The organism is Bacteroidota bacterium (genome assembly GCA_016720935.1).
In the GTDB taxonomy this organism is placed as follows: domain Bacteria; phylum Bacteroidota; class Bacteroidia; order AKYH767-A; family 2013-40CM-41-45; genus JADKJP01.
Genome location: JADKJP010000002.1, coordinates 376,282 through 390,416, shown reverse-complemented (window position 1 = coordinate 390,416; position 14,135 = coordinate 376,282). Strand labels below are relative to the sequence as shown.

Sequence of the window (14,135 nt, the reverse complement as noted above, 5' to 3'; positions counted from 1 at the left end):
AGTGCTTTTAATCTTCCCGACTCCTGGCTCTCGACTCCCGTCCCTCGTCCCCCGCCCTCTGGCCCCCGTCAAATTATTAGTTGTATTGCCTTTTTGCTTTTCAGGATACTTGACAACATGGCCACACCTTGTTCTGTAAAGGCATATGGGGTAGCCGGACTAAATTTAACAGTATCCGGGAGCTTATCACAATTTGTGATAAGCTCCTGCCATTCCATCTTCGAGAGTTCAAACATAAAATCCTCAGGAAATCGATCTCGGTTTCGTTTAACAGCTTGTTTCAATGCCCTGTTTTCAACAGAATACATTTGAGCCAGATCAAAATCAAGCATTACTTTTTGCTTCCTGACTTCAAAAATCTTGCTGCGAATTATCATTTCAACTGAAAGTTCCATTCTGCAAAGATGGACTTCAAATCAGAAATGTCAATTTCATATGAGAAGGATTTTATATTGGAATTTTTTCAAAAGCCCTCAGCATTCCTGATTCAATCTTTAGTCATCTTCCCGAAAATTCAGGAGCGACACATTCATCTCCGCATCCTCCGGCCTACCCGTGTTTCGCTCGTTTCCTCGCTTCACCCGGGGCTATGTTAATGGGGGCGGAAGACGTTTCTTAGTTTATAGTGGTTGGTGCTTAGTGGTAAGTTCATTCAACCAGCTGTGCCGTATTAAGAACCATCTACTAATTTACTCAACTCGCGCTTCGACGGATTTCGTTGACGCCAGAGTGAAAGTTTTAAATGAAATTAAAAGCGTGCCGACACGTTGAACTATTCAAGATGGATTAAAATCATCCAGCTAAAGAGGGTTCCTTTGAGTTCTTTACGAGAAGTTATTTCTCGCAAAGACGCCAAGAACGCAAAGAGATTTTTTTTAACTTGTGGCTCCCTCAGAGAGGGCGAGTATTAATATTTTACTATACACAATTCCATTTCATCATGAAACAAAAACTTACAGCAACAATCTTCATTCTATTTTTTCTTCTGAATTTTTCGGAGAATTCAACGGCTCAGTGGATACAAACCAACGGACCGGAGGGCGGGAATATCACTTGTATCGCGGGTGACGGAGTTCATATGTATGCGGGTACTGCGGTTTCCGGGATTTACAGATCGACGAACAATGGAGGCAGCTGGAGTCTCTCATTATATGACAATATCTATTTTCATTTCACCGCCCTGCTTATTGAGGGGAATACTGTTTACGCGTCGACGACAAACGGAATCCTGGTTTCAACGGATTATGGCGCGACCTGGACAGACATCAATGTGGGTTTGAATTTTCGTTATGTCACCGCGCTTGCGAAGAGCGGGAATAATTTTTACGCGGCAACGGGTGGCGACGGTATTTATCTCTCGACTGACAATGGACTGAACTGGACACGGATGAACAATGGCCTGACTACAATGGATGTTCGTAGTCTGACAATCAAGGGAACAGAAGTTTTTGTCGGGACTGCCGGAGGTGGAATCTTTCACAGCACGGATACAGCCGCAACCTGGACCAACGCGAATGCGGGGATTGCAACGTATCACATACGCGCGCTAACGGTAAACGGAACTACACTTTTCGCAGCCATCGATAACTACGGTATTTTTACTTCTACTGACGGCACAACCTGGGATCCTACAAACAATGGTTTGCCTATCATGACTTCATACTACTATAACTGCTTTACAACAAAAGGCAGTTATGTATTTCTTGGAATTCTTGGATCAGGAATTTACGAGAGCTTTGATTATGGCTTGAACTGGACGGAAGCGAATACCGGTCTCAACAATAAACGAATCTACGCACTCGGAAGCGATGGCTCGAATGTTTTCTGCGGAAGTGAAGGCGGTGGTGTAAGTATCTCTATGAATAGTGGCGGCAACTGGTCGGCCAGCAATAACGGGCTCTTTGCAAGTGTTATTAGTTCACTCGCTTTCAACGGCAGTGTACTGATGGCTTGTGCGGATGGTAATGATTTATTCTCCACAAATAATTCCGGATTGAGCTGGAGTTCGTCCAACAATGGATTAACAGAACACAATACTCAATCCGTTTTTGCATTCGGTCCCAGACTTTTTACAGGTACTAGTTATTCCGGCATATACGTTTCAACGGATAACGGATTGAACTGGATATCGAGCAGTGTTGGTCTCACCAATCCGAATGTATACACTTTCGGATCAAACGGAAGTAATTTATTCGCGGGGACATTGGGTGCGGGAGTCTTTATTTCTTCGGATAGCGGAGCAAACTGGTCACCGGCCAATACAGGAATAGCCACGGAAAATATTTCATCCATCACCAGCATGGGATCACTCTTGTTTGCCTCCACTTTCGCGAATGGTATTTTCGTTTCAACAAACAATGGCTCCACATGGACGCCTACTGCGACTTTGCCCACTACGTATATTAAATGTCTGCATGTAAAAGGCAACAAGCTTTATGCAGGAACAAATGGTAGCGGAGTTTATTGTTCACTTGATTCGGGCAATACCTGGCCAATAAGTTACAGCGGAAGTAGTTTTCAAACCATCAATTCCATTGTGGACGATGGAACAAATTTATTCGCGGCTGCACAGTATGGCGGAGTATTTGCATCAACAGATGATGGTGTCACCTGGAATTCTTTTAATACCGGATTGGCTTTTCCTTATCCCTCCTCACTCCTGGTCCTTAACACGGACCTGTTCCTTGGTGTGAGTGGTGGCGGTGTGTGGAAACGTGCATTGTCGGATCTCGCTTCAGTGAATGAAAGTGCTTTCGATAATGATGCGCTTTCAGTTTATCCAAATCCTGCTAAGAATATTATAAATTATTCTATTTCTGATTCACATACCCCGATTCATTCTGTTTCACTGCAAAATCTGCAGGGACAAAAAGTATTTGAATCATTTGAAGAAAACTCCCTGCTGAATGAACACAGTATGGATGTTTCCGCTTTTCCAAAAGGGATTTACATACTGCAAATTCAGGTGGAGGACAAAGTGCTTATGGGGAAAATTGTTCTTGAGTAAATTTATTCAGGCTTGGGTTTTGTTGGATACAAATTTCTTGAAATATATGCGCCTATAAGGTTTCGGTCATACGACAAGTTTGGAGTGAACAGAAAAGTTTACGCATGTATTGCTAAAAGATTCTTTCTAAAATCTGCCCTTACTTAAAAAATCCAACTTAAAATAGGTTGTACTTTCAAAACTCCTATCGGATTTTTGAAGAATGATGTACGTATATATTTTGACCAATCCCGGTAAAAATTTACTTTATACCGGAGTTACAAATGATTTGAAAAGACGCGTAAGAGAACATGAAGCAGACAGAGGGTCTTCGGAAACTTTTACTGGAAAATATTATTGTAATAAATTAATCTACTATGAATCATTTGATAATCCTCGCGATGCAATTCAAAGAGAAAAAGAAATTAAAAAATTGAGCAGGGAAAATAAGTTTAAATTGGTTAAAAAGAAAAACCCCAAAATGCAATTTTATGTTTTGTAGTTTCAAGTTAAAGGGTATCGCTTAGAATTATTTGTTTATCTTCCTTCGACAACTACCAAATGTCATCTATAGAATTATTTTTTAAAAATAAATTAAGGAAAAGGGCGGCCGTTTACTTGCCTGAAAATTATTACCATATAACCTAAAAGATCTCTGCGAGATGACATTCGGCAGTTCTACAAATGTGTCGTCCAATTCCCGCTCAATAAATTTAGTGAAAATGTAACAAGGATTGTTCGGCGGGAATTGGACGACACTCTCTTCGACAAAGAGCCGTCATCTCGCAGAGATCTTTTAGGTCAATTGAAAAAAATGTTTTAATATCACAACGTGTGGTTATCCGTCGAAGCTTAAATATTTATTACCTAATCACCTAAAAGATCTCTGCGAGATGACATTCGGCAGTTCTACAAATGTGTCGTCCAATTCCCGCTCAATAAATTTAGTGAAAATGTAACAAGGATTGTTCGGCGGGAATTAGACGACACTCACTTCGACAAAGAGCGGTCATCTCGCAGAGATCTTTTAGGTCTGTTGAAAATAATGTTTTAATATCACAACGTGTGGATATCCGTCGAAGCTTAAATATTTATTACCTAATCACCTAAAAGATCTCTGCGAGATGACAATTGGACGTTGTTCGATTGTGTCGTCCAATTCCCGCTTAATAAATTTGGTGAAAATGTAATAAGGACTGTTGGGCGGGAATTGGACGACACTCACTTCGACAAAGAGCGGTCATCTCGCAGAGATCTTTTAGGTCTGTTGAAAATAATGTTTTAATATCAGAAAGAATGGATATACGTCGAAGTATTAAATTTTATTACCAAATCACATAAAAGATGGATATCCGTCGAAGCTTAAATATTTATTACCTAATCACCTAAAAGATCTCTGCGAGATGACAATTGGTCGTTATTCGATTGTGTCGTCCAATTCCCGCTTAATAAATTTGGTGAAAATGTAATAAGGATTGTTCGGCGGGAATTGGACGACACTCACTTCGACAAAGAGCGGTCATCTCGCAGAGATCTTTTATGTTAGTGCAGGCGATCCTGAATCTCCTCCCCTACTGTTTTCATGACCGGCAATACTGAAGGAGCGATTTTCATCAATGGATAATACAACACTGAATCCGCTTTCTTATCAGGTGAAAGCCAATTGTATTTTGTATCCAGCTTGTTGAAATAAAATAAAACCACACTGGTGACTAAAGCGTATTTCAGTCCGCCGAAAATGGCCCCGAGAATTTTATTGAATATTCCCAGAGCGGCGATTTTTATTAAGCCTTCAAATAATTTAGCGAGAAAAAAGATTCCTACGGAAACGAGTAAAAACATTACGAAGGAAGAGATGTAATGCAGTGTATGCGGATTGGCATCGATGACTTTCAGAACATAGGGTTCCGCGAAAGTGGAGAATTTAAAGGCAGCGTATAATCCGAGGAAGAGTGCTCCCAGTACAGCGACTTCAAAGATGAAGCCTTTTATAAATCCACGGATCATGCCGGTGATTAGTAAAAGGGTGAGGATGATGTCGAGATAGTTCATGTTCTACTCTTTGCGTTCTTTGTCCCGATGGGGCGAACAAATTTTCGCCCCATCGGGGCAAAGAAACGCAAAGGTTTTAGGAATTTATTGCGGCAACGCCGGGAAGGGTTTTGCCTTCGATGTATTCGAGTAATGCTCCGCCGCCGGTGCTGACGTAAGAAACTTTTTCTCCGAGATGGAATTTATTGATCGCCGCGGCTGAGTCGCCTCCGCCAATGAGTGAGAAGGCTCCTTTTTCGGTAGCGCGGACGATGGCTTCCGCGAGGGCTTTTGTTCCCGCTGCAAATTTTTCAAATTCAAAAACTCCGGCCGGACCGTTCCACAAAATGGTTTTTGAATTTTCGATCACATCGCAAAATGCTTTTATTGATTTTTCACCGATGTCGAGTCCCATCCATCCTTCCGGAATCGCGTTGATCTCGCTGTGACCTACCTGCGCGTTCGCATCAAACTTATCGCCGAGAACCGCGTCGGTCGGTAAAACTATTTTCACTCCTTTGGCTTTTGCTTTTTCAAGAATATCCAGAGCAAGATCGAGTTTATCTTCTTCACACAGCGATGAACCGATCTTCCCTCCCATCGCTTTCACAAATGTGAATGCCATGCCTCCACCGATCAGCAGGTTGTCGACTTTATTCAGGAGTTGTTCGATGATGAGAATTTTATCCGACACTTTCGCTCCACCCATGATAGCAGTGAATGGTTTCACGGGATGATTCAGGACTTTGTCGGCATTCTCGAGTTCGCCTGCCATGACATAACCGAAACATTTTTTACCCGGAAAAAATTTAGCGATCACCGCAGTAGACGCGTGCGCACGGTGTGCCGTTCCAAATGCGTCGTTCACATAAAATGTTCCGAGTGCGGCAAGTTTTTGCGCGAACTCTTCGTTTCCTTTTTCCTCTTCTTTGTAAAAACGGAGATTCTCGAGTAACAAAACTTCACCGGGCATCAATGAGGCGGAAAGATTACGGGCCGAGTCGCCAATGCAATCATCCGCGAATTTTACGGTCGTGTTCAGCACCTTTGTGAGATGCGCGACCAGATGTTTCAATGAATATTTTTCTGCCGGACCTTCTTTCGGTCGGCCAAGGTGTGACATCAGGATCACGGAACCTCCGTCTTTCAGAATTTTCTGAATCGTCGGAATGGCCGCACGGATGCGGGTGTCGTCGGTGATGTTGTATTCTTTATCTAAGGGAACATTGAAATCTACGCGAATCAATGCCTTTTGTTCTTTGAAATTGTGCTGATCAATAGTATTCATGAGCTTTTGAATTGTCGTGCAAAGATATTTGATTGATGCATGTCATGGAAAAAATCGCGGGGGAATTGTCTGCAACCTATTGTTCATTCATGCAGCCGGCAGATTGCCCGGATCGCTCCAGTCGGAACATTTTCCAAAACCATTGCTTATCTTTATGCCATGCGTTTTGCGGATGTAATCGGTCAACAGCTTGTGAAACAACGTCTTCTTCAGTCGGTGAAAGACGAAAGGGTGAGTCATGCCCTGATGTTTCTCGGTCCGGAAGGCTCCGGAAATCTTGCCATTGCCCTGGCTTTCGCGCAATACCTTGTTTGTGAAAACAGGTCGGATACCGACAGCTGCGGCACCTGTTCGGCTTGTGTGAAGATGAACAAGCTGGTGCATCCGGATGTGACTTTCAGTTTTCCGGTTGCCACCAGGAAGGATGAAAAAAATAAAAGCCCAAAAAGTGTCGACTATATAAAAGAATGGCGTGAATCGGTTCTGGAAAATCCTTACCTCGTTTATACCAAATGGGTGGAAGATCTGAACATTGAAAACAAGCAAGGGCTTATTTCCGTGGAAGAAGCCGCGGATATTGTGAATCGTTTGAGTCTGAAGAGTGTTGAATCCGGTTATAAAATTGTTGTCATCTGGGTTCCGGAACGAATGAACACCGCTGCTTCAAATAAAATGCTGAAAATTCTGGAAGAGCCACCGGAGAATACACTTTTCTTCCTCGTGGCGGAACAGTTTGAACAATTGCTTTCTACCATTACTTCCCGAACACAATTGGTGAAGGTGAACAGAATTCCTGATGAAGACATGTATCATGCGCTTACGGGAATACATCAGCAGTCACCGGAAGTAGCGCGTCGTATTGTTCATCGGGTGAATGGAAATTACAACGAAGCATTAAAAATTCTTGCCAACGATACTGTTGATGCGGATTTGAATCAATGGTTTATTCTCTGGATGCGTGCCTGTTTCAAAGCGGATATTCTTCGTATCAATGAGCTCTGCGAAGGATTCACCGGAGAATCACGGGAGACACAAAAGATGTATCTCGAACATGCTCAGCAAGTGGCGAGAGAATGTCTGATGATTAATTACGCCGAACGTTCCCTGGTACGCATGGAAGGAAAAGAACTTGAAGATCTCAAACGCTTCGCTCCATTTATTCATATAAATAACGCGGAAAGTTTTGTCGAGGAATTGAATTCCGCTACTTACCATCTCGAGCGCAACGCGAATGCACGGATTCTTTTCACGGATCTTTCGCTGAAGATTCACAAGTTGATTTACAATCCTTCCTGAGGATTTTTTCAGAATAAACCGCACAGATAAAAACTGAATCTTTTCAGCTTGCTCTTCGTTTTGCTATCCAATTGCAAAGAGATCTAAACCAACATTTTCGGTCAATTCTGTAAGTCCCTAATAATCAGTATGTATTAGATCGGGTGATTTGTGTATTTTTGCAAATTGCTGATCAAAATCATTTCAATAAAAAAACCAATATGGCTTGTAATTCCTGCAGCACTGGAACAGACGGAACGCCGGGGGGATGCCGCAACAACGGCACCTGCGGCACGGGTGGGTGCAACAAGCTGAACGTATATAACTGGCTTACAGACATGGTGTTGCCTCACGGGCAACAGCCTTTCGATATTGTGGAAGTACGCTTCAAGGGAAGCCGAAAAGAGTTTTTCCGCAACAAAGAAGCGATCGATCTCCGCGCAGGAGATGTGGTTGCTGTAGAAGCGACACCCGGCCATGATGTCGGGGTTGTTTCCATGGTAGGTGAGTTGGTACGTTTTCAGCTGAAGAAAAAAAATCTCACCGAAGAATCCGACGCGATCAAAGCGCTTTACCGTAAGGCGAAGCCGAATGAAGTAGAAAAATGGCTTGAAGTAAAAGACAAAGAGCCATCCACACTTTCCCGGACACGTGAAATTATTCAGTCCCTCAAACTGAGCATGAAGCTGGGCGATGTGGAATATCAGGGTGATGGAAAAAAGGCAACTTTTTTCTATACTGCTGACGACCGTGTTGACTTCCGTGAATTGATCAAACGACTGGCGGATGAATTTCGCATTCGTGTTGAAATGCGTCAGATCGGAATGCGTCAGGAAGCCAGTCGTCTGGGCGGTTTAGGTGTGTGCGGAAGAGAGCTGTGCTGTTCAACCTGGCTGACAGATTTCAAAACTGTTTCCACAAGCACAGCGCGTTATCAGAACTTAGCATTGAATCCTGCCAAGCTTGCCGGACAATGTGGTAAACTGAAATGTTGTCTGAACTACGAACTCGATTCGTACATGGACATTCTGAAAGATTTTCCTTCTACGAATGTTGTTCTTGAAACCGAAGGCGGAAGAGCGTATCACCGTAAGACTGATATTTTCAAAAGAATTTTGTGGTACGCTTACAGCGGAGATGATAAGAAGGAACAATCCGAAGGCGCTGATGTAGGTGGTGATGGTGGAAACTGGATCGCGCTTCCGGTTCATCGTGTGAATGAAATCATCGAACTGAACAAACAAAAAATTCGTCCGACTGAATTACGCGATGCTTCTACAGAAGAAGAGATCGAAGTGAAAGAGCCGGATTACGCGAACGTGGTCGGGCAGGATAGCATCGACCGGATGGATAAGAAGAAAAAGAAAAAGAAGAAAAAGAAAAAACCTTCCGGTGGAGCAGATGCTCCACGTCCTCAGCAGGCAGGAGCTTCCGGAGAACAGAAAACTCCGCAGACTCAGAAACCACAAGGACAACAACAGGAAGCAAGACCTCCTCGTCCGCAACAACAGGGCGGAAATCAGCAGCAACGCAACCAGCGTCCGCAACAACAAGGACAAGCTCAGGGAGCTAAACCTCAGCAAGGCGGCCAACAGGCCCGACCGGAAAGACAACAACAGAATCGCCCGCAGCAACAAGGTCAGCAGCCTCGTCCGGATCGTCCGCAGCAGCAGAATCGTCCTCCGCAAAATCCGAGACCACAGCAAAATCCTGCTCCCAATGCGGCACCGGAAGGACAGACACCGAATCCGGAGCGAAGTGGTTCAAGTCGTGGTCCGCGTCAACGTCCGGGTCAAAACCAGGGTGGATCTGAAACTCCTCCTCCACCGCAGGAATCCTGACACGTATTCTTCTCTTGTGAGAATCTTAAGATGTAAACAAAAATGATAATGGGAAATCATTCATCCATGAAAAAAATCTCAATGCTTGTTTTCCTGTTGTTCGGCATTGTGTTGAGTTCCTGCGACAACAAAGTGGTTTTTGAAAAAAACATTTCACTGCCTGAAAATCGCTGGGAAGCCGCGAACATAGTACATCTGGAGACTACGATAGAAGATACTTCTACCGCGCACAATCTTTACATCAATATCAGAAATGCGGGAGGTTATCAGTTCAGCAATCTGTTTGTCTTTTTTACGACGACTACTCCAAAGGGAGAAATTGAACGCGATACTGTTGAGCTCACGCTTGCCGATGAACGCGGAAAATGGCTGGGTGACGGACTGGGCGATATCTGGGATAACCGGATTCTTTTCAAACGCAATTTCCGTTTCCCTCAGAGTGGTATTTACAAATTCGATTTACAACAGGCGATGCGTGTACCGATTCTTCCGCAGGTGATGGATGCGGGGATTAGGATTGAGAAGGCGGAGTAGGATTTTGGATTGTAGATTTTAGATTTTAGATTTTAGATTTTGTTGGAATTTGCAAAATCAATCTTCAATCAGCAATTTTTATCCTCGTCGCTTAGTACTAATCAATTTTCGCCCCTCGTCCCCTGTTCTTTGTCACTTTAATGACTATTAAAGCTGCTGACAAAAGAACAATCAGAAAAATATAGAAATCGGAGCGGCGGGATTCGGCGACTAGTTTTTTGTTTTGCAATTTGAGTGAGTCTACTTGTTTACTCAGCGTGTCGGACAACTGCTGGAGGTTCAACAATCTTTCTTCATTTGTATTCGCGCTGTAGGTCAAATTTAGTTTCTCGAAATTTTTATAATCCAGCATTCTGTTCAGGGCGCTGATGATGCGATTGTCGGTATCAACAATTTCCTGGAGTCGTGCCTGGCTTTCGCGGAGATCTGATTTTGTTCTTTGTCCGAAAATTCCGCTACGTTCACGAAGTGAAGCCGAATAACTATCAAAGAGTACCTTTCTCTCCTGCAATAAATTCATCAGATCAGTTCGGGCGGTGACCAGCGGTGACAGCTTTTGAGCAGAGAGATTCTGGCTGAGTAGCAGAAGAAGCAAAAGGAAAAATCGCATCGGGTAAAGGTATCCCTAATAAACGCCGGTTTTTGAAAAAAATTCCCTCTACTTGTATAAAAAACGTCGTTTTTAAAGAAATTTGCTTCAATCCGGCCAATTCTTCCTTTTTTATTGGATGATGCGATTGAATAAAATGTTGTTCGCAAACCGGAAGTCGGGGCTAGTGAAAGCCATCACTTTTGGTGTGATTTGAAGTCGAAAATCCTACCTTCGCAAACTCATGAATTAAGACTATGAAAAAAATAATCTATTTTATCACAAGTGCTTTCGTGTTGTTCACGTGCAGCATCAACAGCCTTGAGGCACAAACAACAAAACCGAAACCGAAACGTCCATTGCCAAGCAATGCTAGTCCGGCAAAAAATTCAGCGGTAAAACCTGCTCCATCGATTGAACATCAGGGATCACAAATCGCGATTCAAAAACCGGAGCCAAAGGACAAAATTCTGCCTTATGAAATTTTCCAGAAAAAACTTCCCAACGGACTAAATGTTGTAACCGTTCCTTATGAAAGCAAAGGAGTCGCATCCTTTTACATCGTTGTTCGTGTGGGTTCACGCAATGAGATCGAACCCGGCAAGACAGGATTCGCTCATTTCTTTGAACACATGATGTTCCGCGGTACAAAAAAATATTCCAAGGATAAATACAGCGCGGTACTGAAATCCACAGGAGCTTCAGCCAATGCAAATACCAGTCTGGACAGAACCCTCTATCACATGACCGGTGCATCTGAAAAACTTGCAACCATGTTTGAGCTGGAAAGTGACCGCTTTATGAATCTTGATTATTCATTGCAGGATTTTAAAACAGAAGCCGGCGCTGTAAAAGGCGAATACACGAAAAACTCTGCAAGTCCGTACACAAAGCTGGATGAAATGATCCAGAATACAGCATTCAGTAAACACACCTACAAGCATACAACCATGGGATTTTGGGAAGACATTGTAGACATGCCTAATCAGTACGAATATTCGAGGACCTTCTTCAATCGGTATTATCGTCCGGAGTATTGTACCATCATCGTTGTTGGTGACGCGAAGCCTGAAGAAGTGAACCGTCTGGCTGAAACCTATTTCGGTTCATGGAAAAAAGGGAATTATGTTTCCACAATTCCGGCCGAACCTGTACAACTGAAAACTTTATATACCCATCTTCAGAAGGCAGGTTTTCCCCCTTACCTGAGTTTGAATTTCAAAGGACCTGCACACAATGATGCGGCTATTGACCTGCCTGCTCTTGATTTGCTTTTCTCTGTGTATTTCTCTGAAAATTCCGATTTGTACAACAACCTGGTGATAAAAGAGACAAAAGCACGTTCCATCAGTGGAGGAGTTTACAATACACGCGATCCTTTTCTCATCACCATTGAAGCATCCCTCACCGATACAGCTAATTTCCAGCCTGTGAAAGACGCGTTCATGAATACTTTGATAAAAGCCGGGAACAGCCCGGTGGATGCGAAAACGCTTAATGAAGCGAAACTCAATCTGAAGAATAGTTTTAAAATGCGAATCGACAATCCGAGCGCAATCGCGGAATCGATCAGTTCATTCACATGGCTTACCGGTAACCCTGAATCACTGAACTACTATTACAACATGTACGACCAGGTGACTGCGGAAGATCTGATGAACGTTGCAAAAAAATATTTCCGGTCGGACCGACTTACTATCGGTACCATTTCTCCAAACGCGAAGGAGCACCTGAAATAATATCTTTATTCAAACAAAAATAATTCTCACGTATACTATGAATACTTTCAAAATAGTTCGTTACAGCATCTTTACCCTGTTCCTTTTGTTTCAGGGATTTAATGGCAGTGCACAGGAGCTTGTTGAGCTAAAGCAACCGAAATCAGGCAAGGTAGTTATCAAGTTAATGTTTCGAAACGGCTCCATCTCTGATCCCGCCGGCAAAGAAGGCATTACTTATCTTACTTCCAACCTGATGGTGAATGGAGGAACAGAAAAACATTCGGCAACGGAAATTCAAAAAATGATTTATCCCTGGGCGGCACGAATGAGTAGTTTCACTGATAAGGAAGTCAGCACATTAACCTTTGAATTTCCTTCAGAATACCTTGAAAAAATTTCCGGATTGATTCAGGAAATGGTACTTCAGCCGGGATTTAAAGAGGAAGATTTTAATCGTTTGCTTTCAAATCAGAAAAATTATGTGGATGAGGTAATTCGTCAGTCTTCTGATGAGGAATACGGAAAAAAATTACTGGAATATGTTCTTTTCAAAGGTACGCCTTACCAACATCTGACTCAAGGCACCACAGCGTCTTTGGGAAGCATGACCACTGAAGATGTAGCCCGGCATTACAAAAATGCTTTCACTCGTACAGGTTTGTTAGTAGGTATTGCAGGAGATTATCCAGAAAGCTTTGCACAGAATCTTTTGACGACATTACAGGCACTTCCAGAAAACACAGAGCCTTTACCGGATCCCGTAAAAATAGATCCACCTCAGGGGCTGGTTGTTGATATTATTTCCAAACAAGGTGCAATTGGTACCGCGATATCTGCGGGGTTTCCATTGAATATTACACGTGAATCTGATGATTTCGCAGCACTCATGGTAGCTAATTCCTGGCTGGGAGAACACCGGAAATCATACTCCCGTCTTTATCAGAAAATTCGTGAACAACGTTCCATGAATTATGGTGATTACTCGTATATCGAATGGTATGAAAACGGTGGAGGAAATATGTTACCAGTTCCCGGAACACCGCGTCACGCAAATTATTTCAGTATCTGGTTGCGCCCGGTACAAACAGCTAAAAGCCTGAAATCTCAATACAGTGGCATGGATTCTCTGAGAGAAGGACATGCTCGCTTCGCTTTACGCATGGCTTTACGTGAATATTCACAGCTGGTCAATAACGGGTTAACACAGGAGCAATTCGAAGAAACCCGAAATTTTCTGATGAGTTATACCAAACTGTATATTGAAACTACCTCGAAAAAATTAGGGTTTCTGATGGATTCGAAGTTTTATGGCCGCACCGACTGGATTACAGAAGTTGGTCGTCAACTGGCGCATTTGAAACTCGAAGAAGTAAATTCCGCCATCAAAAGAAACTGGATACTCGGGAAAATGAACATTGTAATGATTACAGATAAAAGTGAAGTGGAAGGATTGAAACAAGGACTAGAATCGGGTTCCGTTTCTCCTATGGTTTATTCTCCGGCACTCAGCTCCAGTTTACCTGAAGAGATTTACGTAGACGATAGGGAGGTTTCGTCATTCCCAATGCCCGTGATCGAAGTGCGGGTTACGGAATCGGCAGATACTTTCGGAAAAAAATAAAGTCCACGTATCTACGATAACAGGTACCTGATTAAACTTAAAAACGCGGATGGTGTAAAACCCATCCGCGTTTTTTTTCTAAATTTTACTTTTCCGGATAAAAACAATAGTTCAGTTCGGACTAACCGGGCAATTTAATTTTCTAAGTGATGAATCTATCGTTCGACAACAATTCAGGGTCGGTTGACTAAACCCTTCCTTTGAAACAATCTAAAAGACAATCTTTCGTTAGAATTACAATTGTTTCAG

General features: G+C 42.9%; 11 protein-coding genes. 7 read left to right on the top strand and 4 right to left on the bottom strand.

Features of this window, described 5'->3' with window-relative positions; genetic code table 11:
- Positions 1-68 precede the first annotated feature (68 nt).
- On the bottom strand, positions 69-395 hold the full coding sequence (locus IPP86_01775) for an ORF6N domain-containing protein (GenBank protein MBL0137242.1): 327 nt from the start codon (positions 393-395) through the stop codon (positions 69-71).
- Positions 396-940: 545 nt separating this feature from the next.
- On the opposite strand from IPP86_01775, the gene IPP86_01770 reads away from it, so the two are divergent.
- On the top strand, positions 941-3,007 hold the full coding sequence (locus IPP86_01770) for a T9SS type A sorting domain-containing protein (protein ID MBL0137241.1): 2,067 nt from the start codon (positions 941-943) through the stop codon (positions 3,005-3,007).
- Positions 3,008-3,209: 202 nt separating this feature from the next.
- On the top strand, positions 3,210-3,488 hold the full coding sequence (locus IPP86_01765; protein MBL0137240.1) for a GIY-YIG nuclease family protein: 279 nt from the start codon (positions 3,210-3,212) through the stop codon (positions 3,486-3,488).
- A 1,040-nt stretch (positions 3,489-4,528) separates the two neighbouring features.
- On the opposite strand, the gene IPP86_01760 is transcribed toward IPP86_01765, so the two are convergent.
- Together IPP86_01760 and IPP86_01755 are read right to left on the bottom strand one after the other, a co-directional pair.
- Positions 4,529-5,038: a CvpA family protein gene (locus IPP86_01760; protein MBL0137239.1), complete on the bottom strand. Its 510-nt coding sequence runs from the start codon at positions 5,036-5,038 to the stop codon at positions 4,529-4,531.
- Positions 5,039-5,114: 76 nt separating this feature from the next.
- Positions 5,115-6,305, bottom strand: a complete 1,191-nt coding sequence (locus IPP86_01755; GenBank protein ID MBL0137238.1) for a phosphoglycerate kinase — start codon at positions 6,303-6,305, stop codon at positions 5,115-5,117.
- Positions 6,306-6,344: 39 nt separating this feature from the next.
- Between IPP86_01755 and IPP86_01750 the strand changes: the two genes are divergently transcribed.
- The 3 genes from IPP86_01750 to IPP86_01740 all read left to right on the top strand — a co-directional run bounded on the left by IPP86_01750 (position 6,345) and on the right by IPP86_01740 (position 9,955).
- Entirely contained in the window at positions 6,345-7,601 is a 1,257-nt protein-coding gene (locus tag IPP86_01750; protein MBL0137237.1) for a DNA polymerase III subunit delta, read from the top strand.
- 200 nt (positions 7,602-7,801) lie between these two features.
- Entirely contained in the window at positions 7,802-9,421 is a 1,620-nt protein-coding gene (locus IPP86_01745) for a hypothetical protein (GenBank protein MBL0137236.1), read from the top strand.
- A gap of 66 nt (positions 9,422-9,487) precedes the next feature.
- Positions 9,488-9,955, top strand: a complete 468-nt coding sequence (locus IPP86_01740; protein MBL0137235.1) for a gliding motility lipoprotein GldH — start codon at positions 9,488-9,490, stop codon at positions 9,953-9,955.
- 97 nt (positions 9,956-10,052) lie between these two features.
- On the opposite strand, the gene IPP86_01735 is transcribed toward IPP86_01740, so the two are convergent.
- On the bottom strand, positions 10,053-10,565 hold the full coding sequence (locus IPP86_01735) for a hypothetical protein (GenBank protein MBL0137234.1): 513 nt from the start codon (positions 10,563-10,565) through the stop codon (positions 10,053-10,055).
- Between the two features lie 236 nt (positions 10,566-10,801).
- Between IPP86_01735 and IPP86_01730 the strand changes: the two genes are divergently transcribed.
- Both IPP86_01730 and IPP86_01725 read left to right on the top strand, forming a co-directional pair.
- Positions 10,802-12,283, top strand: a complete 1,482-nt coding sequence (locus IPP86_01730) for an insulinase family protein (protein MBL0137233.1) — start codon at positions 10,802-10,804, stop codon at positions 12,281-12,283.
- A gap of 37 nt (positions 12,284-12,320) precedes the next feature.
- Entirely contained in the window at positions 12,321-13,886 is a 1,566-nt protein-coding gene (locus tag IPP86_01725; GenBank protein MBL0137232.1) for an insulinase family protein, read from the top strand.
- Positions 13,887-14,135 lie beyond the last annotated feature (249 nt).